Genomic DNA, 25,892 nt, shown 5'->3' on the forward strand with positions numbered 1-25,892 from the left:
AAAAAGGAGGGATTAAGGGAGGTGTTATACTCCATAATCCTTTATTAATGGTAAAACTCCTGTTTCTTCAAATTGTAAAATATAACTTTCAATAGCTCTCAACACATTGCTCATATCATTCATGATTTGATGATCTGAAAAACGCATAACTCTAATATCTAGTTCATTTAACTTTTTTGTTTTCAAAACATCCTTTTCCCATACCTCTATAATTTGATGTGAATATCCATCTAACTCTATAGCAAGTTGCAATTTATTGCAAAAGAAATCAACTATATAATTGTCAATTGGTTTCTGTCTATGAAAATCATATGAATACATTTGACCTCTCTTTAATTTTTGCCACAATCTAATTTCTGATTTTGTGGCATTATTCCTGAGCTACCTAGCTAATTCTTTCAGTTTTGGATTATATTTGATTTTCACGAACTCCTCAATTTATAACAAAGTACAACTTTAATGAAAAATTAGTTTTGAAATACTTTCTTAAGTTAGATTTAATCTTTGTATTTACACACCCCTAACCCCTCTTTTTAGAAGGGAATCTAAAGTATAAATAATAATGACCCAGACCATCCAGATACAAAACCAATCCTTTATTCTTCATTCATCAGGATCATTATTTTGGAAAGAAAAACAAATCGTATTCATTGCAGATGTGCATCTTGGTAAAGTTTCTCATTTTAGAAAACACGGTAGTGCTGTACCTCAAGAAACCATCAAGAAAAATTTTGATCAATTGAATAACGTAATTGAATATTTTAATCCTAAGAAAATTTGTTTTCTCGGTGACCTCTTTCATAGTTATGTTAATAGTGAATGGCAACTTTTTGAAGATTGGGTAACAAAAACCAATAGTCAATGTATTCTGATTGCTGGTAATCATGATATCATTTCACCAACCAAATATGAAAATATCGGAGTAACGGTCGGAATCGAACTTGTTATAGATGATTTTTTGCTTACTCACCATCCAGAAGAAAGAAAAGGACTATTCAATTTATGTGGACATATCCATCCCGGGATTTTATTAAGTGGATTAGGTAGACAGCGACTTAGGTTACCGTGCTTTTTTAAATCTGATTCACAAATGATTCTGCCCGCTTTTGGTAAATTCACAGGGATTCATGTATTAGAACCTTCAGAGAAAAGTGAAGTATATGCAATTACACAAAATGAAGTGATTTTGGTATCCTAATACTTATGCAGAACAATCACAATCATCAACTAATACAAGATTCCATTTGTTATCTGCAATCATAAAATACATAGTTTTTATAATCCATTTATCAACCAAAACATTCACTTTAACCTTTAAACCATTTTTATATTTCTCTGGAATATCAATCTTCTTCATTTCATAATTAACACTCAAATCTGGGTAATCAGGTAAGCTCTCAATTTTTTTATAATATATCCCATCAGGATCAGGGCTTTCTTCACAAAAACCATCTTGAAAAGTTCTTTGTGAAAAAAACTTTGGGTTATCTATTTTTGGTGCTATTTTATTATTATGACTAAGGTAAGATGAATATAAAGTACATGCAGCACCAGGATTATAAAATCTATAAAAACCAATATCTTCATGTATAAATTGTTTCACATTTTTCTTTTGTGAATCTATCCTTTTTCCATAAAAAGAAGTTTGTAAAAAATATTTTAGAAAAGGTTCAAAGCTTTTAAAATTGGTATTTTGTCTGATTGAAGTTTGTGATCCAAAAACCCAACCTACTTGATCATGATGTTCTATTTTATACCAGAAATCTCTATTTCCCCGTATGATCTGTTCTTCTCCTTTTTCCAAAATACGACATACCTCACCTTCATTTAATGTAAATACAACTTCTCCTGTTTTTGGATAATCTCTAATCCAAATACGATTTCCTTGTATTACCAGCGTTGTATCTTTAGAAAGTAAATCATGTTGTTCTATTGGGTTTTCAACTCTGCCTTTCTCTTGACCATAACTTATGAAGTTGAGTGTAATAACAAATAAGAATATCAATACTCCTGTTTTTTTCATCACTATTTTTTGTCACCCCAAATGTAAGTATCATTTGGTTAAGACATTACCCTGTTTTCAGTTAAATAGTATTTAGGATAATTGCTTGTCATTGAAGTTATGGAGAAAAAATAAAGATTAAAAGATCTTATTTAATCCAAATATCAACAAATACATCGCAACAATGGTTAGCCATAAAAAAACTGCTATTACAGTTTTCTGTAATGTAATCACATTTCTAATATCTACTTTGGTCTCTTTGACATCTTATATAATTATGCTAAAGAATCTATAAGCAGTAGGATAGCAGCAACACTGGGTGCTCGATTTAGCGAGGAAATTAATAAATTAAATATTACATTACTAAAAGCCAATGATTATGAACGAAAACCACACCTTTGAACAAAGGCTTGCGATAGCAAAAGGAAGACGTCGTACAAAAATATTAGGGTTAAGTATAATTTTATTTTCAATAAATGCAGATTTGATCACTTTGTTATCCTATACTGAAGCTGAGATTAGTGCTTTTCTGATTTTTAAGCACTTATTTCGGTTTTTAGCAACAGTGTTCCTTGTAATAGCAACTTATAAAGGGAAAAACTGGGCAAGAATAATATTGATAATTTGTTTTTCCCTTGCAATTTTATTGGCATTTTTTATGTTTTTTGTTCTATTGCTTTCTGATATTACGACTTTGAAAAAGGTATTATCGGTAATTATATCTACATTCTTAATTTATGGATTAAGTGTTTATTATTTTATTTTCTCTTTAAATTTTAAAGCGTTTTTTAAAGAACAACAGAATAACAATCAATAAAAAAAGAACTCCATAAATATGATTTACAAGACTTAAATTGCATTGATTCAAGAACTATTATTAGTGAACAACTAAAAGATACCTTATCAAAAGAGAGTATAACAAGTTTTGACCTTATGCTCTATGAAAAAAATAAAATTTATAACCAAAATACTATCATTGTATAATCATTTAACAGTATAAATACAGCACCTATTCTTAATTCTTTAATACTATTCTAAATCGAGCCTTTCCTTTTTCAAGATGTGCAATGGCTTCATTAATTTTTTCCATAGGAAATTCCTCTACTGTAGGGTAAATATTGTGTCTTACACAAAAATCGAGCATCGTTTCTGTTAATGCAGGACTTCCTAAAGGGCTTCCTCCAACAGATTTTTCTCCACCAATCAAACTAAATGCCGGTATAGCCATGGGTTCTAAAACTGCTCCTACGGTATGTAATTTCCCTTTTGGTGCTAATGTTCTTAAGTAAGAGTTCCAGTCTAAAGTAACATTAGTTGTATTCAGAATAAAGTTTAGTTTTCCTGTTATACTCTCTAATTCCTCAGGAGATTTTGAATTGATAACTTGATTTGCGCCCATATTCAAAATTTGCTCTTTCTTATCAGGATTAGAGCTAAAAGCAATGACTTCGCAACCCCAATGTTTTAGAAATTTAAGAGCCATATGTCCTAACCCTCCAATACCTATCACACCAACAGTATCTGTAGGTTGTACTCCTGCCAATATAATCGGATTAAAAACAGTAATTCCTCCGCAAAGTAATGGGCCTGCTTTACTCATATCAATAGCATCTGGTAGTGAAATTGCCCATGACCAATGTGCGCGAACATGGTCGGCAAAACCCCCATGTCTCCCTACTATGGTAGCTTCATTATTTGCACAGAGGTGATGCGATCCATCCATACATTCATGACAACTCATACACGATGCAGAAAACCAACCTAAGCCCACCTTATCTCCTACCTTTATTTTTTTAACCGCATCTCCTGTCGCTATCACTTCTCCGATAACTTCGTGACCTGGTACAATGGGATATTCTGTTATTCCCCAATCATTATTTATCATGCTTAAATCAGAATGACAAATACCGCAGTACGATACTTTAATATCTACTTGTTCTGGTCCTAGTTCTTCTAATTCGTATGAGTGAGGCGTTAATTTTGCTTTAGGTTCTACAGCAGCGTATGCATTTACTTTCATAATTGAAATATGATTAGTTTTTAAAATTTTTATGTGCTAGAAAGATAAAATTATTGATTATCCGCTTTGCCTCATGAATAACTCTAAATTGTCATCCTGAATCAAGTTCAGGATGACAAGCCTTTATGATACATTATGGACATTCATATAAAATTACACTAATACCTTCAGAAAAAAATTGATCTATGGTAATAAATGGAGTAAGTAAGCATTATTTTTCTTTATTGCAGATAAAACCTACCCTATAACGCTACTTAATCTAAACATCGGTAAATACATCGCAATTAAAATTGCTCCAACAATAATTCCCACAAAAATGGTTAATAGTGGATTAAGGACATTAGAAATGATCTGAGATTGATGTTTTACTTGCTGGTTATATTGCTCATTTAATTTTTGAAAGATGAACTCTGTTTGATTGGTTTCTTCTGCTACACGCATCATAGCAATCATTTTCTTATCAAAAATAGGACTTTCAGCAAAAGAAACACTTAATGTGCCTCCTGCAAGAACAAGCTGTTTGGTTCTATACAACCCTTGTTGAAGCGGATAAAAATTAATCATATTCTTAACCAAATCAATGCTCTCTACCATAGGTACTTTAGCAGAAGTCAATAGGGATATTGCCTGGGTAAATTGTGCCATATAAATTCTTTGAAAATATGCACCCAATATGGGTAGTCGTAGCTGAATCGTTCCAAGGATTTTTCGGTACCATTGCTTTTTAGATATAAAAATAAGTACGCCGGCTCCTAAGATAAAAAGTCCAAACAATAATGCTCCATACTCCCCCATAAAGTTAGAGAAACTAATAATTCCTTGTGTAATCCCTGGGAGATCCACCTTGTTTTGTTTAAAAATATCAACAAACATAGGCACTACATATCGAAGCATAAAAACGATAACAATCATTGCTGTACATAATACTATTATGGGATATGTAAGTGCAGAAACAATTTCTCTACGTAGTTCGTTTTTTCGTTTATAAAATTCGCTAAGTTCTAAGGTAATTTTAGCCAATTCTCCTGTCTGCTCACCAATTTTTATAGCATAATATTCATAATCAGTAAAGTTTTTATCGTCTTTAAGAATTTCAGAAAAAGGTGTTCCGGCAATCAGCTTAGAAAGCATAAAGGTCATTAGTTTTCTGTCTTTCTCTTTTTTCTGAGTTTCTGACAATAATTCTAATCCGCTTCTAAGGTCTATCCCCGATTTTAACAACACACTAAGTTCTGCATACCACTGTTCTTTTTTTTTGGATGTAAATGCAGTTCCAAATAGTGTGATCTCCTTTGTTAATATATCAGATACATCAAAAGAGTTATCTCTTTGGCTTTGCTTTTTGGTGGTATCGATTTTTATTCCCATACTCTAAAAATGTATCGTTGCATCATTATATTTAAACACAAATAAACGATGTGATTCTTTGGTATTATGAAAGGTAAATTTTATCGCATCTATACTTCCCGACTGTACCGACCGACCTTCAAAATAAAACATTTTCTCTTTTATCGATATTGCATGCTTACTAATATTAGTAACAACACTATCGTTATAAAACTGGTATTTTCTTTCATCTATTGGAGAAGAAACCATCAATGTATTTTCTATCGGATCCCATACCGCAGTTGGGAAAGTATTAAAATCAATAGTTAAAGCTGTTTCAAAAGATTGTATCTGTTCTTGATTTTTATAATTTTCACCAATGTTACGCATGTTTTTCTGTACAATTCCTAATACCGAAAATGCCAAACCTACCACTATTGCAGAAATCACCATAACCACCATAACTTCGGTCAATGTAAACGCTTTTATTTTATGGTTTATCTTCATCTCCTTATCACTAGCTGTTTTTTATATTCAACATCTTCTCTGGTGTATGACAATATCATCTTTTCTTCCTCGGTATTAATAAGAATTTCCCATCCATCAAAATCTTCTGCATATGGTAGTTTTATCCTACCATGGATAGAAAGATATTCTAATTCTTTTACCCGGTTCTCAATAGTACTATGATCCCTTTGTATTTGATTCTTAAAAATGTTATTAAAGCTTAAACTAGCAATCATAAATACAATAATGATCAATATTGAAGCCGTTAATACTTCAATTAAGGTTGCTCCTTTTATTTTCTTTAATATAACCATTTTGCTATACTGTTTTTAGTATTTACAAAAGGTAATCCAGCATAATCCGGCACTGGATTTATCAAAACACTCCCATTATATATATGGTTTAAATACACAGACCCAGACTGACGAGCAATACATTGTCGCGTATATAAAGAACCTTTTACAGTTCCTTGAAAATCAATATTTCCCTGACAGTATACTTCTCCTGTGATCTCAGAATCAGGTGCTATTTCGAGATGCGTTTTTATTCGGTTTTTAGGAGATATATTTTTATTAAGATATACTACTGCACCTTCAATTTTGGTTCTTTTCTCTATGGTAAAATCAGGATCAATGTGCAGGTTGTTTTTTTCTTTATCTGCTATTATTTTTTTATCCAAAAGGACCAAAGAAGATGGATATGATAAATAACATCCTTTTCCAATTTTGATTTTATGTGTAGCAATACCCTGAAAACTGCCTTTTACTCCGTTATCTATTTCAATTTCTGGGGCAATCAATACTATATCTGTTAGTTGAGATTGAGCTCCCACTATAATTTTGGTTCGAGACTGAATTATAATATTTCCAATAATCTTTTCATCTTCCAAAAAAATGGGATCAGTATCATATATTACTTGAACAGGATGATGAAAAGAATTATGAAGTTCTTTCTTTAATGCAACTGTATGAGCATCTTCAATACCTATTCCATTACTTCTATTTTCGAGATACTTGATCCATTCTGGTGCCAACTTAGGCAATGTAGTTTTACTTTCTATAGCACGACCATAATACAAGCTGTTACCCTGGTAATAATTCCCAGAAATATTACCCGCTTTTACTCCTTGCTTTGGAAGATAACTATTCCCTTCTAATCGTGTATTACCTACTACCACCAAAGGTGAATTGGTATTGACTACATACAAATTAGGAGTTTTTTCTGATAATTCTGATCCGATATACGCTATTCTGGTTGCTTTTCTTTGATGTATACTTACTTGCGAAAATTGTTTGGACCATACACCATGATAACTCGTTGTTTGTTTAATAATCCTGGCCTCTTCCTGAGAAACGATAGTGTCTGTTTTAATGGTATGGTTTTCTAAAGATTCGAATACAAGCTTATTAGATTGCTCAAAAGCCTGTAACAATTCCTGGGATTTGATTTTAAAAAAAGAGTGTGTATGTGTTAATAATAAGAACGCACTTAATACTAGTGCTACCAATACCGAAATGAGTATGGCAAACTGCATCGCTTGAGCTCTTATTTTTGAGAATATCTTCAATTGGTGATTTTAAAATCTTTTGTTTTTCCTTTGTACCGCAATAAAACCGAACTTGACTTTCCTCTTTGTAACGTTATTCCATCTATGGTTTGTCTTAGGTTCATAAGTTGATCCGTTCCATTAATTTCAATAAGATAAATCGCCTTGGCACTATTCTGTCCAGAGACCACACCTTTGTAACGAATAGAAGGCCATACCAAATCTACTTTTTTAACTCTTGATCTAGGTTTACTTTCTTTCTTTTTGGGTTGGTACAATGTTCCTAAAAAAGGATCTCTTTCTACTATTCCTAAAGTGAATTTTTCTCGTTCTTTTGTTTTGAGCGGTTTTATATCTACTGAAGTCGTTCCCAAGCTAACAGGATCGTCATCAGAGAATGCGCCAACTACCTGAACAATAATCGCTCCCCAGATAAGTGCTACCAATGGTAATAAGATGTATAGTGCTTTTTTACCTTTTAGCATAGTTTTTAATTTATTGTAAAACGAGAACTTGTACTGGATTCACTTTCATTTTCAGCCTCATCAAATGCTTTTAGAAACCAATAATATGTAGTACTTGCATCAAGTTCTATATCTGTTGGTGATGTTACTCTATTTTTAGACACAAGCTGCGTCAATGCTACATCACTATAGATATAGATACTATCAAACTCTGGAGTACCTGCTACAGCTTCTCTAGTCCAGCTAAAAGTGACTGTCGTACCTGCTTGCGAAGCGTCATTGGCTGGAGCTACAACCACAGGTTGATTTGGCTTCATGCTATCTACAGTCAATGATCTTGTGGTATATAATGTATTTTGCGTATTATTTTCTGCTCTTACCTGCCATTGTGTTACCCCTTCTGGAAAAGTAAACGAGACCGAAGTATCTGCTGTAGTTTTTTCTTCTACCACTGCATTACTCTGATTTAATAACTGAATTCTATAAGAAGTAGCATCAGTTACCGCTTGCCATTGTAGATTTATTGAAGTTGTATTAACAATGGTCGTATTCTCGGGAGCTGTTAACAGCACTTCTCGTGCAGAAAAATCCTCGCTTTCTACAACCGTGAACCCTGATGTTACATAGGGTGTGGCCGTACCAGAATTCTGTCCCCGTACTCTCCAATTGTAACTATTTCTAACTAAACTCGTATTAAAACTAGTTCCTGTTATCGTAGTATCCAATACGATTTGTGCTGCATTTTCAAAATCGGGTTGAGCTACCTGAAGTCGATATGCTGTTGCCTGATCTACAGTTTCCCAATTAAAAGTCACTGAAGTATTGCGCACAGTAGCACCATCAGTAGGTGCATTTATTAGTATTGTTTTATCAGATAGGTCTTCCTCTAAAAGTACTTCTTCACAACTAAAAAATACCAGAAACACTATCCCTAAGTATATGTTTATCCTCTTCATCATTATAATTTAAAATAATTCATGTTTTCTAATGCTTTTTCTGCATCTCTATATGTGTTTTTTGAGCAGGATGATTTTTCATCAATAATATCTGCCAAAGTAATTTGTCTTTTATCATTTTCTCTCCAACAGAAATAGGATAAGGTGTATCCAAAAATGGATGTCTTTGCAAAGTCAATAGTCTTATATGTTTCTCCTTCTTTTACCAGTGATAATTGGTATTGCTTGTATGCACTATTGTTTAAAAAAACTACATCAGCATTATCCAGTTCTTGTATTAGCTCCTGTGATAATGCCAGAGAAACCGAAGTCACTATACCTGCTTCTTTTTGACTCTTTATATACCTAAGTGTGTTTGTATTGTGGGCTTCCTCTATTTCGGCCATAAGAGCTACACGATCTAATAACTCAAGAATTACAAACTGTGGTTTGACTTCCAAAGAATCTACATAATTAATCTTATGTTCATTTCCTTTGGCTGCTTTGAGATAAATATCAAATGTAGTTCGATTAAAGTTTTCTTTGGTGATCTGCACTCTAATTTCAGTCTTATATTCTGGTATTGCAGTCACCTGAAAGTCTGAGGCATACACATCTCCTTTCTGCAAACCGATTACTCCTAACGCTATAGGATTAGTTACAGCGGTATGCATCTTGGTATGATTCACCTTTATACTATGACATCCTGTGCAACAAAGGGCCAGAAAGATAATATAACAGTATGCTTTATAATTCATCATATTTCTATTTATGTTATTGGTTCAGACGTTGCAATAGTAACCTACACTGTAAATACCTTGCCCCTGTTCTAAAGTTTTTCTTTTTTTCAAATTTTACCCGAGCAATATTTCCAAAACTATATTGCTGCTCGAGTGCATATATTACCTGGATCAATGCCTTATAATCTCCTTGTAAAATAAAATCATAAGTTGTAGTTCCTTCATTTGTTGTCTCATTAGTGAAGACATGAGGTTCTTCAAAAGCAATGATTTTAATATTTGAAGTATTCGATAACGTATTTAAAGTTTTAAGAAGATTCTGTTGTACCGAGTTTCCTTCTACATTATTTTTTGCCAGAACAGCATCTAGTTGCTGTTTCTTTTTTGTTAAAGCAGCTAGTTGCATTGGTGCCGCCAAATATTTATCTTTTTCATGTTCTAGTTTAGCTACTTCACTACGTAATGTGAATGTTTTTGCAAAACCATACTGATAAGCGATAAGCAGCATACAGAACAATCCAACGATGAGTAGTATGTTTTTAGTCTTTTGCTGCATCTGGTTTAATCTTAAGTGTTATTTCAAAATCTGAGATATTCTTTTTATCCAAACCATATTGTATTATGGTTACTGCTTCCACAAACGGTAAGTTTTCCATTATTTTTAACCAAGCTGTAAATTCTGTTTTATCTGTTGATTTTCCCATAATAGAGATTATATTTTCTCTGAATTCAATATATTTATTTTTACGAATGGGTTTTGTTAAAGGTTGATATATAAAGGATGTCAAGAGTACCGTAGCTGGTTGTGCTTGCACGATCTGATCTGTATAATATGAGCTTTTTGAAAACCCTGTGGTCAATATACTTTGTACCAAAGCCTCTTTTGTACTTACCTCAGCTTGTTTTTTGGTAATCTGTTCCTTTTGTGTGGTATACACCTGAAGTTCTTCTTGTAACCCTTGCCACTTTTTATAATTGGCATTAAAAACAAAAAAGTTAATCAACAATGTTATTAATAGAAATCCGACACCGAGTTGTAATGTGTTTTTAAAAAAACGAGTTTCTTTGTGTCGCTTTTGTAACTCCTGATTTCGAGTTTCGAGATTTCCTGAAATCCTATCAGTATTAAATACAGCATCCAGAATTATAGCTAACGGTAAGGAATGTGTAGCAGGAAAAGTAAGTCCTTCGATATTATATTGCTGTTCTATATGTTCTCTTTTGGATACAATAGAAATCAGTTCTTCATTACTAAAACCTACTTCTGCAGTATAGCTTTTTAAGGTTTCGCCTTGAGCATATCCAGATAAAGCTGTCATTTTTAAAACTCCAAGAGCTATTGTTGTAATAGTATTTCCAGCTTTTTGAAACTGTTCGATGCAGGTTTCAACATATTCTTTTCTACATACGGCTATAAAAGACGAATTTGTACTTCTAAGGATTTGATAATAAAAATCACTCAGATTTAAATTGGGAAAAGCTTCAGCTACAATCTCAGCATCGGTTCCTGTTTGTTGTACTTCTTTAGACAATACATAATCATCTGTAATCACAAGACTTAAATGGGTTGTTTTAGAAAACTTGGATAGTTCTTCAGGTTGTTTTAAAGTAAAGGTCTGATTAATATCCAATTCTCCTTTTTTCTGAACTAGTTCCAGGCCAAACAGTATAGGTTTTCCTTCTTGCACAGAATACTCTACCGATACCAAAGTTTTTCCAATAGGATTATATGATGATAGTTTTCCCATTAATAGAACACTGTAGGTTTTATAATCACGTTTAACTTCTTCTTAGTATCCTCTCTAGTTCTTTTACTAAATAGCCATTTTATGATCGGTATACGGGCCAAAATAGGTACTCCAGAACCCGTATCATTCTTTACTTTTTGTTCAATTCCACCCAGGATAGCCACGTCATTTGCTCTCATTCTCATAATAGAAGAAAACCTACGACTATTAATATCCGGCGGAGCATTTTCTGCGATGCGTTCTCCACTAAAATTAGATTGGATTACCTGTATATCTAATGTAATTTGCCCATCTCCAGATACAAAAGGTTTAAACTCCAGCGCTAATTCTGCATCAATCGGAAGGTAGTTTACCACCTCAGAAGTTTGTGGAATTTGAGATCCAAAAAAGTTTTGATTGGTCACTGCATAATAGGTTGTTTGTCCGCTAGACAAATACGCTTTATGTCCGTTAAGCGTACTTAGCTTTGGCGTAGATAGTATCTTTACATTTCCGTTGGTTTCCATCGCTTTGATATCCATATAGAAATTTGGGACTACATTACCGATGTTGAGTGACCCAAAACCATCAAAGCCACCTATAATCCTATTTATAGTCGAAGCTCCCAATGTAATATTCGCATTCGGAAAAGTAGTTCCTGCGGTTGTAGCTGGTTCTTTACCAATTCCAAACTCTACTCCGGTTTCTACTGTAGCCGTACGATTAACTTCGAGAATCATAACTTCAATCAGTATTAAAGGAACAGGTTTATCAATATATTTGATAAAGTTTTTAAATTTTTCTACTCGTGTCCCTGGACCACTAACTACAAAACTATTGAGTTCTGTATCTATTTTTACATCTAAACCATCGATGATAGTGGCAGGAAAAATATCTGAAATAGAACCTATCTCTTGTGTTCTTCCAGAGGAAGTGTTTGTATTTCTAAAAGACGAACCTCCCCGTTGATTTCTATTTACTCCTCCATTTTGATTAAATCCATTATTAGAAGCCCCAGAGATATAATTGATTCCCCCAGTAGTAAAATTGCTATTATTAAAACTATTACCATACGAAGTAGAGGAATTTGCATCTCCTAGCATCGCAATAGAGCGATGCATCATTTGTACCAGTTCTATTTTCTTTAGCGCCAACTGATCTTCTGTTCCAAAATAGTATACATTCCCTTCTCTTTTAAATGTAAATGATCTGGATCCCCCAGAGGTATTCTGTAGATTCTGTTGTCCATTTACATTAGAAGTATTTCTTTGACCTGCGGTATTATTTTGTACAGAAGTTACATTACTTTCAAAGATTTTAACCAATAAGGCATCAAAAGAAATAGACTCTGCCTTTACGGTTACTTTTCCTGCATTTTCTAGCGGTGATGCTGTAAAAATATCTAATTTTAAATCTTCGGATAATGTATAAATAACATCAGATATTGGTGTATCTCTTAAATCAACAGCAACTATTCTTGTTAGCGTATCTATCACTTTATATGAAAAATTTGGACGACGTGAACGTCCACCAACTGCACTATTTCCTGTTTGCGGAAAGACATCAAATTCATAAAATCCGTCCCTGGTTTTTCTAAAATCCAGATTATTGGCTTCTGCCAGTTTTTTCATCGCAAGATCAAAAGGAACATTACTAATAAACAAATTGAGGTTTTTGTTATTTAGCTCAGGTGTAAACAATAAATTCTTCCCAGACACCTCTGTTATTTTTCTAAATACTTTTGGTAACGGATCATTACTTAGATCTGTAGATAGTGCTGTTGCCAAAACATCGTATTGTACTTTTACTTCTTTTTCTATAGGAGCAACCACCGGAGGAGTATACTTTTTAACGGATAATATATTACCTGTAAATGCGATATCCAAACGATATTCTTTTACCAGAAATACCAATAAATCCTGTACGGTCACATTATTAAATCCATTAACAATAGTAATATCATTTAATTCATTCGACAGATTGATATTAATCTTGTGTACCTGAGAAACTGCTCTCAAGAAGTTAAGCAACGAAGTATTGGATATGTTTACATTTACCTTTTCTGCTAATCCTGGTATGTCTACATTTAATAATTGAAGTTTATTTTCTATGGTAGCAACACGGGTATTGTCTTGCGCTTGGTTTTGAAACCCATCCTGGGCCCAAATCTGGACTCCAAAGGCAAGAACAATACTTAGTATTGTTATTTTTAATTGTATTCTCATTGCTTTTCTATTTATTGTTTTCCATTCCCCGATGGAATTGTCAATACTAATTTGAGTTGATATTATCTCCTCTTAGTATCTTCATTTATACTATTTAATTATCTGCCAACAAAGCATATACTTCTTCTACCGAAGTTTCTCCATTACTTACCATACGTATGGCATTATGCTGTAATGTTTTTATATTTCTTTCTTCTATATAGGTATCTATCTGCAATTCGTTATGTCGTATTGCTATTTCGAGTTCTTTTGTAATTGGTAATATCTCATAAATGGCTTTACGTCCTAAATATCCTGTATGATAGCATTGGTTGCACCCTATTGCAATATGGTGTTCTGCCATGTCTTCTGGAATCTCAAATCCCTGAGGAAAATCTTTCGCCTCTGTTTTTTTCTGTGTTTTACAATGTGGACATAGCTTTCTTACCAGGCGTTGTGCAATACTCATCGTGATGGTATTAGCTAATAAAAATGCTGGTACTTTCATATCGATTAATCTCGAAATCGTTGCCCAGGCAGAATTGGTATGTATGGTTGATAACACCAAATGTCCTGTAAGTGCTGCTTTTATCGCCATACCTGCTGTACGATCATCTCTAATCTCACCTACCATTATAATATCTGGATCCTGACGTAAAAATGCACGAAGCGCTGCCGGAAAATCAAATTCTATATCTTCTCTAAGCTGCACCTGATTAATCCCTTGTAAGGTGTATTCTATCGGATCTTCTATGGTAAGAATATTTGTTGTTTCGGTATTCAATTCTTTTAAGGTCGCATACAATGTGGTTGTTTTACCCGACCCTGTAGGCCCCGAAATTAACACGATCCCCTGAGGATTTTTTATGGCTTCACGATATAACTCTAATTCTTCTGTAGTAAAACCTAAATCATTTAAAGACACCTCTTGTGTATCTCTATTTAATAGTCGGAGTACTATTTTTTCTCCGTATAGTGTAGGCATCGTAGATACACGAATATCGAATTCGTCTGCTCCTTCTTTAAATGTAATTCGACCATCCTGTGCTAATCGCTTTTGCGAAATATCAAGTCCCGATTGTATTTTAATCTGATTCACCAGTTGCGGATATTCAGTATTAGAAATCGTGTATTGCTCTTTTAGTTTACCATCTAATCTAAATCGTACTCGACATGATTTTTCATATGGTTCCATATGAATATCACTACTACCAAAGTCTTTGGCTGTAGCGATTAATTTCTGTAAAAATCGATCTTCATAGGCTAATTTCTCACTTGAAGCAGCCGTTGTTTTTCGATAATTAAACGTCAAATACGACTGGATATGCTCTGTAGTTTCTTGTATAACAACAATAGAGCATCCCAAAATTATTTTTAATTCTTTTTGTAAACCGTCAATATCCTTAACATCTGTTTTAAGATGTAGTTCATCTCCTTCTTTTGCTACTGGAATTATCCTATAATGAAATGCCTGATTCGAAGTAATTAATTGCTTCAAATGTACTGGTATTTCGTATGTTGTGATACTACTCATATCAAGTATAAGGTTAATGTGTTCGTTATCCATTGAGTAACAAATGTTACCATAAGAAATACAGACATGTATCCTGCCAACGGAACCGTATTATGCTTTGCTTTCTTTTTAATCATAAGCCACACTAACAATGAAAAAATTAATGAAAACACGAATAAAACAATAAATGTCACCGTTGGAAACCCTATCGCTAAGGCTACAAAAAATAAAAGATCTCCTACTCCAAATACTTCCTCAAAAAACGGGCGTTTTATTTTGATCAATGTATATAGGTACAGTAATCCCATAATCACGATCAATACTCCTACATTAATTAATACAGCATATAGAAAATTAATTTGTGGCGTATATTGGTAATGTAAAAAACCAAGTAGGCCCATCAGTATAGGGAACATAACACCGAAGACCTCTCGATCTTTAAGGTCCTGATATATGATGATTGCCAGAACACTAATTGTGATTATTTTTAAAAGAAGCATTAGTCCTTAACAATTTGTTTTGGACTACCGTTTTCATCGATCTCCCATACATTAAACACTCCATCTCCATCAAAATCGACCACTGCAGTTGCCCTGGCTTTAAAATTAGATACACTAGCTTCCAGAACTTCATAACTATAATTTGCCGTTCCACCAGTTTTTACGGTTTTGGGGGCTTCATAATTAAGTTCTGAAAAATCTAAGGAGTATTTAGAATTGAGATAACGATATTGTGTTTGCATATCACTAATCGTTTTCAACTGAATTTTAGCTTCTTGTGCCTTAGCCTGTGCAATAAGCGGTAAAAAATTAGGTAAGGCAATCAATAATAAGATTCCGATAATGGCTAATACCAGGAGCATCTCCTGAAGGTTAAACGCCTTTATTTTTTTGGGTAGGATTTTTTGCATAATTATCTTATAATCAAAATAGTGGCAAAAGTAAGGTTTTCAAAGAAATATTAGAGTTCCAAAATAACAGGAATCCAACTTTATTTATCAATTTTCAACGCTTACCATATCATCACTTCTTTAATGATTCATTTTTTTATTTTAATAACAATTTTAATATCTATTCTGAATTAATTATCCCTAAAACAGTATTCTATTTTTCTTCATTTCATTTCCAAAAATTACTCGATTTGAAGGTTTTAATACAATATCAAAGTAATTTCAAACTCCAATTATATTCGATAATAGACCTACTTATTAATGTCGTAAGTTCAATTTTTGTTACCCCGTTAAAAACCTTCAACATTTGTCCTTGTCTATATTCCTATTTTGTGCACCAATATTTCATCTTTTAATACCATCACATCGTTTTATTGGTACAATAATACTATATCCCAGTTTCATTTTTCGGGACTGAGAATTTTTTATTAGACATTTAATGTTAAAAGTAAAAATCCAATTATTTATTTCTCCAATTCTCCTCTTCATTGAGTCAATGTATTTAGTCTCTATCAGGAAGTTCATAGTGAGTTTATGGCACAATAATACCATATCCCAGTATCATTTTTCGAGACTGGGTATTTTTTTGTTAGAATTTTAGAATTAAGTGATCAAAATTTAGAAGTTTAGAGGTTTCTTCTTTTTCTCATCTCAAAACACCAACCTCTTCAATCCATTGATATACTATAGTTTACAGAGTTTTTTAATTTTTGGCACGGCAATTGTTTATACTATAACCAAACAAGAAATATTAATTTAAAATAATGTAGATATGAAAACTTTATACACGATTACATGGACATTTAACTTTAAACCATTTATTAACTTTTTAAAAGAACTTCCTGCGTCTTCTAGCTATGCAATCCATAGGTAAGCCATGAGTTGGTACAGGAAAACACCAACCCTACGAGGATTGGTATATAAAACGTAAAAAAGCGAGGTGATTTTGATCTCGCTTTTTTTATTTCATCAATTTTATAACCTTCTACTTCTTACCAAAACCAATAACAGAGATCATTATCTATTTTTGTTTACTCCATTAGCTTTGAGGTATTAAAATTCGCAAGGTTTGTCAAAACAATTATTAAATCCATCTGGGCAGACTCTTTCTGTGCATGGATCATCATCTTCGGCACTACACCCAATTAACAAAACCACAGAAATAACTACCAAAATCCTTTTTATCATCTTCATTTTATTTTTTTAATAATCTTTCTATTTCTTCTACTCTTTTTTCTAACTCAATGTTCTTCGTTTTTACTTCTTTCAACTCTTTTATTTGGATTTGTTGTGAAGCAATCTTTTTCTCCTGGGCGATAGTATACAAGGTAAGTTCTTCAATTTTTTCTAATAATCTGGCATTCATTTCTCCCAGATAGACACCATTCTTTTCTATTTCTTCTGCCGATGGAACATTAATCAAATGCCCTTTTTCTTGTATATGATTTTCTACTTGTCTTAAGGTTGGTAAGTCATAATTATCCTTAAACACATAATCTGGCCAGGTACTTTGCAACTCCACTTTTACCTCTTCACTAATAATTTTACCTGCTACTGCTAGTTTATAACCCACAGGAATTGCAGAGGCTTGCATACCAACACCTATTTTGCTATCGGTAATAATCTCATCTTCGAACCAACCACTCCCTCTAACAATAAATTCATGCTCGGGTTTATACATCGCCCATGTTCCAACTGCTAATCTGGAGTTCGCTTTTAAAAGATGAACCCAATTTACACTTTCACTTGTACTGTTATTGCTACTATTGGCAGCAAAATTTCCTGCTTTTAATATTTCTGCACCATTTGGATCGGCAACATGAAATCTAGATTCTGAATTAAATGAAGATGTTGTAAAAATAACTTTATTATTATCATTTTTTATACTTAATGAAGTTCCTGCTGGTAAATTACCGGATTGAGGATAGTCAAAAAACTCAAATTTGCGAACCTGATATCCATTACTTTGAGTTTCTAAGACTTTACCTGCCGCTAATGCTAAACTATATTTACCCCACTCTTTATAATCTGTAGTATTTGAAGCCACTTGTGTATTCACTGCTTCAAAGATTCCTGATTTTGATTTAATAACTCCGTTAACTTCTAATTTTTCTGTAGGAGTTAACGTACCTATACCAACATTACCATCCGAAGGAAATGTATTTGTCTGGCTATAGGTAGTAAAACCAAACGTTAAAAAACTTAGTAAAAAAAATGATTTTTTCATATTGCAAAGATTCTATGGTTATATGTAATGCAATATTACCCCTTACTAGTTTCATTTTTCGGGACTGGGAGATTTTTTTTGAATATTTATTTCAAAAATTTAAAGCGATTATCTTTTTACGATGAAAGTTCCTCTTTGATATCTGGTAAGTTCATTCAAGTCAGGTTTTGATCTGTATTTTTTTATGACATCATTGTGAATTTGAGTAATGTCTAAGACTTTAGTAGGTCTATAATTTTCTCCAATAAAATCAATAATATCTAATGCATTACTCTCGAATAATTCCTCGTAATATAAATACGATAATCTATTCGTATACGCTATACTATTTCCAGACCAAAATTTCCAATATCTATCCGAGAATCGTAAAAAATTAAATTCAGAGATTTTTTTATCCTCAAATATCCCCGGATTCGTATAATGGTCAATAAAATTGATGGTATGAACCGTATAAGAACCTTCTTTAAGCCATATTTTAAATTTCTTAAATAAAGCAACTAGAAATTCTGGTGGGATATGTTCAAAAACTACTTGTGAGTATATATAATCAAAATTACTTTCTTCATTTTCGATATCAGATAACGTATATGGTGCGATATATTTTATATTGCAAAACTCTAAAACTTCATCCAGACTTTTACAGTTTACTATGGTATTAAGTTTTTCCTGAACAACTTCTTTCGGGTAACTTCCATGATCAGAAATTTGATCAATACTATTTTTGTCATTCAAAAATTTTACTTGTTTTTCAAAGGTTTTAAAACTGACATCTCCATCTATATCTACTGTAATAATCTTATCGAAACCCAAAAGATAAAGGATGACAGGAGAAATCATAGAATACCCAGTACCTATTTCTAATGCTTTACATTTTTGATTTGTATCTATTTGTGTATAACTAAACTTTCTAATACATTCATGAAATTGATATTTCACTACATTATGATGATAGTTCTTATGAAGCGTGGCGGGGATATGATTTAATTTATCTCCTATCCTGGATATTGATAGTATTTTTTGTAAAGAAGCTTTAATTCTCCAATCCATAATGTTTTTTATCCTTTGTAAATGGTATATGTTCTAATTGAAAAATATAAGATCATCACATATTTAATATAAAGGAACATATTTCTTAAGTGTAATACAAGTTTGTATCAAATTTTAGTAAAGCCAACTAAACAAAAAAACAATCTCATTTTTATCAACCTTACAAACTATAGGACTATTAGTAGAGGGGGTATCCCCTCTCCAATGTACCCGGTAGGTACTTCAAAGGGAAGTGGCACTTGCTTCTGAGCTAAGTGGCACTTACTTCTAAACATAGTCTGTCCTCCATTTACAATACCCCCATCTTCTGTTTGAAGTACCCCTTACCAGCTTTTTAGACAAGAGTACCCACTATCACCAGTACCCCAAGCTATGTTATGACACTCGTCTACCCACTTATACAGGTACCCTCCCCCCACTTCTGGTAGTGGGTTTTGAGTGTTTGTAAGTGATTTTTGTTACGGTAATGTTAAACTAAAAAAGTATTCTATAAAAAAACAGCCTAGTCCATCGCTGGCACAAGTTTGTAACTTGTGCTTCTATAACTGTCTCGCCCTAAAAAAAGTTTACATTTTTTAGCTTAAATATTTACTAATATCCTGCCAAGCTTTGACGGCACCAGAAACATTCTGGCGCTAGCGGGGAAGAGACAAGGTTAGTCATCAATAGTAAAAATAGCACTCATTAATTGATCTCTTGTTAAATCAGTATTTAATGAGTTTAACATATTTTCAAATTGCTTTTTTAAGTCACCTTTTAAAACACCATTTCTATCCATTACGGCAAATGATATTAATTCTTCCAGATGATACATTTCTTCCATTGTAAGTTTACAATCTTTTGACACTCCTCCCCAACGATCTTCTTTACAATTGGTTCGAAACTCTTTAATTTTATCTTCGATTTTATTCATTTTTAAAACCTAATATGGGTAATATAGTCTATGCTTTTGTCTTTTAATATTGGAAAATCTTTTCTATACCAAGTAGATTTTTGTATAAATTCCTCCGCTGGCGCAAGTTTGTAACTTGTGCCTTTGTCAAACATTATAAAAATACAAAAGCTATGATACTAATCATACCATAGCTTTGTTTTGTCTACTTTATCATATCTTAACTTGTCTGGCTTTGACGGCACCCGTCACAGACGAGCGCTAGCCTTTACTATATTTCTTACTCTTACTTACTAGTATCGCTACGAAGTTGCAAACTTCCCACGCTGCCGCTAGTGTCTCACTAGTGTGCCACGTAAAGCTATGTCAAAATATTACAAGAGCAGTCATAAGCTAAAAAAGTCCATATCTGTTTTATTTTTTCTTACTCATATCTACTCACTCAGAACGCCACTAGTCAGAGACGTAGCGGTAGCGATCACTCTAGCGGTAGCTGGGGGAATATTTTAGTTTTTAACTATTGATATCATGTTTTGATCATCGTAAAACAATTTTCCTTTATTATCAATTGGAAAGGTATATTTGTGTTCTGTTGCTGAATTTAACACAAATAAAGGTTTAGCAAGTATATTCTTTTTGCTAATTTTCAATTCAATAGTTAATATTTCCATTGTTTTTATCATATTCCATTTTATAGGATCTTTTACTTTTATATTAATGCTATTTTCATCTTCATTAAAAGTAAAATCACTTTCATGGACTTTCAAAACTTCTTTATTGCTTTTGATTATCAGGTTGTTATATTGTAATTGGCTATTTTTTTTATTTCCGTCTTGACAACAAAAGAATAAAAAACTAATCAATAAAATTGTAGTAACCTGTAACTTTTCCATATCTTTCATGAACTGGTAATATTGTTGAATTAAGCTTTGTTATTAATGCATTTAAAGGCATTATTTCGGGTGTAACCTGAGATCCATTCTTCGTAAAAACCCACACTGCCGCTAGTGTCTCACTAGTGTGCCACGTAAAGCTATGTCAAAATATTACAAGAGCAGTCATAAGCTAAAAAAGTCCATATCTGTTTTATTTTTTCTTACTCATATCTACCCACTCAGAATGACACTAGTCAGAGACATAGCGGTAGCGATCACTCTAGCGGCAGTGTGGGTTTTTACTATTTCTTACTGTTGTCTAATCACTCAGGACGCCACTAATCAGAGACGCAGCGGTAGCGATCACTCTAGCGGTAGCGGGGGGTTTCTTGCTTATATCAAAATTATTTTTTCAATGCTAAAGATGTGATTGCTTTATCAAATTCATCTTTGCTCTTTTTAGGAACATTAAAATATCCAATAACTAGATTATCCCTTAATATCTCTCTCCAAAGCAAACCATTTTCCTGTTCCCTTCGCTGGCGCAAGTTTGCAACTTGTGCCTCTATAACTGTCTCATCCTAAAAAAAGTTTACATTTTTTAGCCTAAATATTTACTAATATCCTGCCAAGCTTTGACGTCACCCGTCACAGACGAGCGCTAGCTGGAGGCACTTAGCGGTAGCGATCACTCTAGCGGCAGCGGGGCTAGTTTTTTACTTTAAAAACTCCATTTCTATCTCTAATAATTTCGTAATTATATTTATTATTTATGCGATATACTTTTACAAACCACAATCGATCATATGAAAACCTATAAGTTTGGTTAATATCCCTGCTAATTAAATCTTTCTGCATTAAAATTTTTATTGTTCTTTCGGAAGGGATTTCCTTTTCATCAAAAACTAGACAAATAACATTTTCCAGTTCAAAAAACTTATATGGCATTAAATCTTTTCTTATTTTATTATTTATAAAAGAAAGTGAACCAAAAATAGTATCACTTTCCTTTTTTAAAGTATCAAAATATAATAATTCACCTTCATTAGGATGATGTATAGAAATAAAAAGACTAGAAAGTTTTTTTAATGTATCATCAAATGAGTTATTACTATCTATTTTTCGGTGACAATTGGTAAAAATAAAAGTAAGAATAATAAAAACTCCTATTTTAAAACTTTGTGTAATCATTAAATGCATTCTGAATATATCTTGAGTTTCTAAAGTTTGTATTAGGAAAGTTCTTGGCACCATATATATAATATGGTATATTAACATTAGTAAACTTTCTATTATTTTTAGTAATTAAAATCTGTATCAGAAGGTATTGCCAATCCTCTGCTGACGCTTACCAAAATAGGTCATTTTTAATATTGTTTTCTTTTAAAAAATCTATAAAAGCTCTTCTTTTAAAACTATCATCTCCATAATAATATAGTTTAGTTTTTAAAAAATCTTTTTGATTAATGAATATTTTAACTTCTCTTGATTTGGAATTCATTTCGATGATAACGGGATTACTTCCTGCGTCAATTTCTCTTATTATCACAGGGTAAAAAGTAGCAAAAGCATATATAATACTATCTTTAGTATTGAAGGTTCCAGTTGTGAGATTTTTAATATACTCTTTATAAGTATTGATCTCACCTTTAATTAACTTCAATTTTAAAACACCAGCCGTATGAGCATTAAGTTGGTGGTGTTCTAAAATTGTCGCTTTAAAATTATAATTACTATGATCAAAATATAATTCAGAATTTATTCTGTCTTGTTCTGTCATTTTTGGAGTTATAAACTTTAAAAAAGAATACCCTATTATTATAATTAATAGTAATACAGTAAGGATTACAAACCTGACTTTCATTTATATTATTAGTTAAAAAATTAATTTTTTGGATTTGGATATCCTAACAAAAATCCATCGCTGGCGCAAGTTTGTAACTTGTGCTTGTGCCGCTATTTCTTTATTTAGGTAAATCTAACAATATTCCTTCATTATCAATTTCTAAAACAGTCTGATCATCCTGATAATTTCTAGCGCTACTATATTTCCAATCTACTGACTCTACTACAAAACCAGACATTACAGGATTATTATGGATATAGTCTATTTTTTGTTGAATAACTTTATTCGACCATAATTCTATAGGTTTATTATGATGTTGCCAAAATTGATACTTATTTATATTTCCTTTTTCTTTTCCGGCTTTTTCAAACATCCAAAGTAACCATTCTTTTCTACTTTCTTGTGGATTATCTTGTATAGCCTTTAATACTTTTTTTGCTGTATATTTTTTAAAATCTCGTATCAAACCCGATGGATCTTCATTAGCAGATCTGAATACTAAATGGATGTGACTAGGCATAAAACAGTAAGCATATATCTCCATCCCTTTCTTTTTTCTGCAATGTCCTATGCTTGCTGACAATATTGATAAATATCGTTCTCTTGTGAACACGTCTATCCAATATACTATAGCAAAGCTTACAAAATAAAGACCTGATTTATTATGAAATTTATATTTTCTACTCATTGCTGCAAAGTATAAAATGCCAGTTTCATTTTTTGAAACTATACTATACTTATTAAAACAAAAACAGCCATGTTTTTATAAACACGACTGTTATTATAGTAGTTCTTAATTTTGCTCATTTATCACATCGCTGGCGCAAGTTTGTAACTTGTGCCTCTATGACAGTCTTATCCCAAAAAAGTTTACATTTTTTAGCCTAAATATTTACTAATATCCTACCAAGCTTTGACGGCACCAGAAACATTCTGGCGCTAGCGGGGTTTCCAATTTTTTTTAACGTGCTCCATAATTTAAGCATATTAATTCTTTTCCCTCTATGTTTAAAAAATAAAAATACCTCCATTCATCTACTCCAAAGTTTTTATCTCCAATTTTTGTCTTTTTATAACAATAAGCAGCAATAAATTTAGATTTATTAATTTCATAAATTATAGAATCTATTTTTCTAGCTACTCTTTTTTTCTTGTCATTATCAAATTCCTTTTTAAAATTCATTAAAAATTTAATAATATCATTTTTTCCTGTTCATTATAATTATTGGCATTTTTCCATGATTTAAAATTCCACCCCATGTCCTTAATAAGATTAACCGGATATGATTTTAAACTTTCTTCGTGTAATTTTTCAGTAAAGGTATATTTGCTAAAACTACTTATAGCAGATATAACTTGATCTTTCAGAACTATTTTTTCAGTGTTAGGAAGTAATCCATCAACTTGATTCTCATAATCGTCTACACAAGAAAATAAAGATAGAGAAAGTAAAAATAATAGTATTTTTCTTCCTTGATTCAATGTTTTAGAATTTATTCCCTCTTGGAAATGAAGTATGTTTCCTAATTTCCTGAATTCTCTTTTGATATTCGGCATATGTTTGAATTGTTGTATTGCATTGATAACAAAATATTGTAAAATCCTCCGCTGGCGCAAGTTTGTAACTTGTGCCTTTGTCAAACATTATAAAAATACAAAAGCTATGATACTAATCATACCATAGCTTTGTTTTGTCTACTTTATCATATCTTAACTTGCCTGGCTTTGACGGCACCAGAAACATTCTGGCGCTAGCGGGGGAGGACAAGACATTTTTTTATTCATTTATTTCTAATGGAATTAATACATAGTCATATTTTGGTTTCAAAGACTTCAGGTAGTTCTCTATTTTGGATTTAAGTGAATCTACCAAAATCTTATTATTAAAAATATCATTATGACAAAGAACAGAAATATTATTATTGTAATATTTTAATGTTATGATTTTCCTTCTTTTAATTAATAAATCATTTTTTGAATAAAAAGGTAATGTAACCAAAGAATCAAATTGTATCGTAAGATATTTTTGTAATTCTTCTTTGATAAGGTTTACCTCAATTTTTTCTTGATCCTTATATGTGTGTATTCCCATAACAAATTCTTCAAAATTACAACTGTTATTTTCAGGGATTTCATTTTTTAAATCTATTTTATATTCTTTTCTGAAAAAGAAACTCTTTTTATCCTTAATGATTAATAGACTATCCTCAATTCTTAAATCATGATAATTGTTTTTAACATAATCTATATAATCATACTTATTATCTAGATACTTTTGAAACTCAACCAAATCTGTATTGTTTTTTAAAGGGGAATGATAAAAATTATTATATTCTTGAATAAGTCTAACATAATCACTTCTAAATTTGTTTTCTACCTCTGTTTTGGAACAACTAACAACAAAAAGTAAAAAAAACATTGATAATAATGCTTTCATGAATATTATTTTTTATGAGATTGAAACATAAATTGTACTAATTGTTCATATTGTTGTCTATTACTAACACTTAATATGACAACAGCTCTTGCTTTACCATCAAAACTAAAAGCATTTTCATATGATTCACCATGCGAAGTGGCATATTCTCCTATTTGATTAATAACACTAACAAAATTCAATCCTTTATTTCTCACTAAATATATACCGTTTACATGAATTGAATTCTCATTAATATTTATAGTAGTACTAAAACTATATTCGTTCGTCGCTAAACCTGTATCATATGCCAAGAAAGTACCTTTTTTCCTTGTAATTCCAGGAATACTGAAAATCTTTAGGATAAAAACCACGATCATATCTTTTACCTTTTAAAAACTGAGAGTAACCATCTCTTTGACTTAAAATAGCATTTTCTATTTTTGGACGGATCAAAGCTGAGACATAACTTGAATAATCTATTTTTGAAGCTACACCTCCTGACCCATCGCTGGCGCAAGTTTGTAACCATAAGTGTTCGAAACCTTTATGTTGAGTTTATTATTTCATTAATTTTATTAGGATCTCCGCCACATTTTAGGATGATATCTTTGATTATTAATACTTCCAGTTCATTTGTAAATTTTAATTTTGGA

General features: G+C 32.0%; 29 protein-coding genes and 1 pseudogene. 2 read left to right on the forward strand and 28 right to left on the reverse strand.

Going from position 1 to position 25,892, the window contains the following annotated elements; all coding sequences use genetic code 11:
* Nucleotides 1-24: 24 nt before the first annotated feature.
* Nucleotides 25-369, reverse strand: a pseudogene (locus tag DK442_RS10830) (endonuclease domain-containing protein); the annotation flags it as partial.
* Between the two features lie 193 nt (nucleotides 370-562).
* On the opposite strand from DK442_RS10830, the gene pdeM reads away from it, so the two are divergent.
* Nucleotides 563-1,198, forward strand: coding sequence for a ligase-associated DNA damage response endonuclease PdeM (pdeM, locus tag DK442_RS10835; protein WP_109435878.1), 636 nt, complete (start codon nucleotides 563-565; stop codon nucleotides 1,196-1,198).
* A gap of 3 nt (nucleotides 1,199-1,201) precedes the next feature.
* Here the strand turns inward: pdeM and DK442_RS10840 are convergent, their stop codons facing one another.
* Nucleotides 1,202-2,023, reverse strand: coding sequence for an SH3 domain-containing protein (locus DK442_RS10840; RefSeq protein ID WP_109435879.1), 822 nt, complete (start codon nucleotides 2,021-2,023; stop codon nucleotides 1,202-1,204).
* A 358-nt stretch (nucleotides 2,024-2,381) separates the two neighbouring features.
* Between DK442_RS10840 and DK442_RS10845 the strand changes: the two genes are divergently transcribed.
* Complete coding sequence (locus DK442_RS10845) at nucleotides 2,382-2,819, forward strand: hypothetical protein (protein ID WP_109435880.1); 438 nt, start codon at nucleotides 2,382-2,384, stop codon at nucleotides 2,817-2,819.
* A 198-nt stretch (nucleotides 2,820-3,017) separates the two neighbouring features.
* Here the strand turns inward: DK442_RS10845 and DK442_RS10850 are convergent, their stop codons facing one another.
* The 26 genes from DK442_RS10850 to DK442_RS10970 form a co-directional block, all read right to left on the reverse strand.
* Nucleotides 3,018-4,022, reverse strand: a complete 1,005-nt coding sequence (locus tag DK442_RS10850) for an NAD(P)-dependent alcohol dehydrogenase (RefSeq protein ID WP_109435881.1) — start codon at nucleotides 4,020-4,022, stop codon at nucleotides 3,018-3,020.
* 237 nt (nucleotides 4,023-4,259) lie between these two features.
* The gene (locus tag DK442_RS10855) at nucleotides 4,260-5,390 is read right to left on the reverse strand and encodes a type II secretion system F family protein (RefSeq protein ID WP_109435882.1); all 1,131 of its coding nucleotides are present in this window, start codon (nucleotides 5,388-5,390) and stop codon (nucleotides 4,260-4,262) included.
* 3 nt (nucleotides 5,391-5,393) lie between these two features.
* Nucleotides 5,394-5,855, reverse strand: a complete 462-nt coding sequence (locus tag DK442_RS10860; protein ID WP_109435883.1) for a type II secretion system protein J — start codon at nucleotides 5,853-5,855, stop codon at nucleotides 5,394-5,396.
* A complete protein-coding gene (locus DK442_RS10865; RefSeq protein WP_109435884.1) occupies nucleotides 5,852-6,169 on the reverse strand; it encodes a hypothetical protein in 318 nt (105 codons plus the stop codon). The genes DK442_RS10860 and DK442_RS10865 overlap by 4 nt, the downstream gene beginning before the upstream one ends.
* The gene (locus DK442_RS10870; RefSeq protein ID WP_160114121.1) at nucleotides 6,157-7,422 is read right to left on the reverse strand and encodes a hypothetical protein; all 1,266 of its coding nucleotides are present in this window, start codon (nucleotides 7,420-7,422) and stop codon (nucleotides 6,157-6,159) included. Before DK442_RS10870 ends, DK442_RS10865 begins: the two co-directional genes overlap by 13 nt.
* Nucleotides 7,419-7,886 carry a hypothetical protein gene (locus tag DK442_RS10875; RefSeq protein ID WP_109435886.1) on the reverse strand — a complete coding sequence of 156 codons (468 nt, stop codon included), beginning with the start codon at nucleotides 7,884-7,886 and terminating at the stop codon, nucleotides 7,419-7,421. The genes DK442_RS10870 and DK442_RS10875 overlap by 4 nt, the downstream gene beginning before the upstream one ends.
* Nucleotides 7,887-7,891: 5 nt before the next feature.
* Nucleotides 7,892-8,821, reverse strand: a complete 930-nt coding sequence (locus DK442_RS10880; RefSeq protein ID WP_109435887.1) for a hypothetical protein — start codon at nucleotides 8,819-8,821, stop codon at nucleotides 7,892-7,894.
* 2 nt (nucleotides 8,822-8,823) lie between these two features.
* Nucleotides 8,824-9,561 carry a hypothetical protein gene (locus tag DK442_RS10885; RefSeq protein WP_160114122.1) on the reverse strand — a complete coding sequence of 246 codons (738 nt, stop codon included), beginning with the start codon at nucleotides 9,559-9,561 and terminating at the stop codon, nucleotides 8,824-8,826.
* A gap of 13 nt (nucleotides 9,562-9,574) precedes the next feature.
* The gene (locus DK442_RS10890) at nucleotides 9,575-10,096 is read right to left on the reverse strand and encodes a hypothetical protein (RefSeq protein WP_109435889.1); all 522 of its coding nucleotides are present in this window, start codon (nucleotides 10,094-10,096) and stop codon (nucleotides 9,575-9,577) included.
* On the reverse strand, nucleotides 10,080-11,288 hold the full coding sequence (locus DK442_RS10895; RefSeq protein WP_109435890.1) for a hypothetical protein: 1,209 nt from the start codon (nucleotides 11,286-11,288) through the stop codon (nucleotides 10,080-10,082). Before DK442_RS10895 ends, DK442_RS10890 begins: the two co-directional genes overlap by 17 nt.
* Complete coding sequence (locus DK442_RS10900) at nucleotides 11,288-13,492, reverse strand: type II secretion system protein GspD (RefSeq protein ID WP_109435891.1); 2,205 nt, start codon at nucleotides 13,490-13,492, stop codon at nucleotides 11,288-11,290. Before DK442_RS10900 ends, DK442_RS10895 begins: the two co-directional genes overlap by 1 nt.
* A 94-nt stretch (nucleotides 13,493-13,586) precedes the next feature.
* Nucleotides 13,587-15,005 carry a GspE/PulE family protein gene (locus DK442_RS10905; RefSeq protein ID WP_109435926.1) on the reverse strand — a complete coding sequence of 473 codons (1,419 nt, stop codon included), beginning with the start codon at nucleotides 15,003-15,005 and terminating at the stop codon, nucleotides 13,587-13,589.
* The gene (locus DK442_RS10910; RefSeq protein ID WP_109435892.1) at nucleotides 15,002-15,484 is read right to left on the reverse strand and encodes a hypothetical protein; all 483 of its coding nucleotides are present in this window, start codon (nucleotides 15,482-15,484) and stop codon (nucleotides 15,002-15,004) included. The genes DK442_RS10905 and DK442_RS10910 overlap by 4 nt, the downstream gene beginning before the upstream one ends.
* Entirely contained in the window at nucleotides 15,484-15,894 is a 411-nt protein-coding gene (locus DK442_RS10915) for a prepilin-type N-terminal cleavage/methylation domain-containing protein (protein ID WP_109435893.1), read from the reverse strand. Before DK442_RS10915 ends, DK442_RS10910 begins: the two co-directional genes overlap by 1 nt.
* A gap of 1,092 nt (nucleotides 15,895-16,986) precedes the next feature.
* Complete coding sequence (locus DK442_RS28785; RefSeq protein WP_255412219.1) at nucleotides 16,987-17,121, reverse strand: hypothetical protein; 135 nt, start codon at nucleotides 17,119-17,121, stop codon at nucleotides 16,987-16,989.
* Nucleotides 17,122-17,128: 7 nt separating this feature from the next.
* A complete protein-coding gene (locus DK442_RS10920) occupies nucleotides 17,129-18,160 on the reverse strand; it encodes a hypothetical protein (RefSeq protein ID WP_109435894.1) in 1,032 nt (343 codons plus the stop codon).
* Between the two features lie 108 nt (nucleotides 18,161-18,268).
* Complete coding sequence (locus DK442_RS10925) at nucleotides 18,269-19,207, reverse strand: class I SAM-dependent methyltransferase (protein ID WP_109435895.1); 939 nt, start codon at nucleotides 19,205-19,207, stop codon at nucleotides 18,269-18,271.
* 655 nt (nucleotides 19,208-19,862) lie between these two features.
* Nucleotides 19,863-20,120, reverse strand: coding sequence for a hypothetical protein (locus DK442_RS10930; protein ID WP_109435896.1), 258 nt, complete (start codon nucleotides 20,118-20,120; stop codon nucleotides 19,863-19,865).
* Nucleotides 20,121-20,605: 485 nt separating this feature from the next.
* On the reverse strand, nucleotides 20,606-21,001 hold the full coding sequence (locus DK442_RS10935) for a hypothetical protein (RefSeq protein ID WP_109435897.1): 396 nt from the start codon (nucleotides 20,999-21,001) through the stop codon (nucleotides 20,606-20,608).
* Nucleotides 21,002-21,682: 681 nt separating this feature from the next.
* Entirely contained in the window at nucleotides 21,683-22,165 is a 483-nt protein-coding gene (locus tag DK442_RS10940) for a hypothetical protein (protein WP_109435898.1), read from the reverse strand.
* A gap of 157 nt (nucleotides 22,166-22,322) precedes the next feature.
* The gene (locus DK442_RS10945; RefSeq protein ID WP_235010940.1) at nucleotides 22,323-22,838 is read right to left on the reverse strand and encodes a hypothetical protein; all 516 of its coding nucleotides are present in this window, start codon (nucleotides 22,836-22,838) and stop codon (nucleotides 22,323-22,325) included.
* A gap of 100 nt (nucleotides 22,839-22,938) precedes the next feature.
* The gene (locus tag DK442_RS10950) at nucleotides 22,939-23,508 is read right to left on the reverse strand and encodes a transposase (RefSeq protein WP_109435900.1); all 570 of its coding nucleotides are present in this window, start codon (nucleotides 23,506-23,508) and stop codon (nucleotides 22,939-22,941) included.
* Nucleotides 23,509-23,781: 273 nt separating this feature from the next.
* Entirely contained in the window at nucleotides 23,782-24,003 is a 222-nt protein-coding gene (locus DK442_RS10955; RefSeq protein ID WP_109435901.1) for a hypothetical protein, read from the reverse strand.
* Nucleotides 24,003-24,377: a hypothetical protein gene (locus tag DK442_RS10960; protein ID WP_109435902.1), complete on the reverse strand. Its 375-nt coding sequence runs from the start codon at nucleotides 24,375-24,377 to the stop codon at nucleotides 24,003-24,005. Before DK442_RS10960 ends, DK442_RS10955 begins: the two co-directional genes overlap by 1 nt.
* Nucleotides 24,378-24,597: 220 nt before the next feature.
* Nucleotides 24,598-25,257 (reverse strand): hypothetical protein, encoded by a 660-nt coding sequence (locus tag DK442_RS10965; protein ID WP_109435903.1) that lies wholly within the window; start codon nucleotides 25,255-25,257, stop codon nucleotides 24,598-24,600.
* A 5-nt stretch (nucleotides 25,258-25,262) separates the two neighbouring features.
* Complete coding sequence (locus tag DK442_RS10970; protein WP_109435904.1) at nucleotides 25,263-25,616, reverse strand: hypothetical protein; 354 nt, start codon at nucleotides 25,614-25,616, stop codon at nucleotides 25,263-25,265.
* Between the last annotated feature and the right edge of the window lie 276 nt (nucleotides 25,617-25,892).

The sequence above is a fragment of the Aquimarina sp. AU119 genome, from assembly GCF_900312735.1.
In the GTDB taxonomy this organism is placed as follows: Bacteria; Bacteroidota; Bacteroidia; order Flavobacteriales; family Flavobacteriaceae; genus Aquimarina; species Aquimarina algiphila.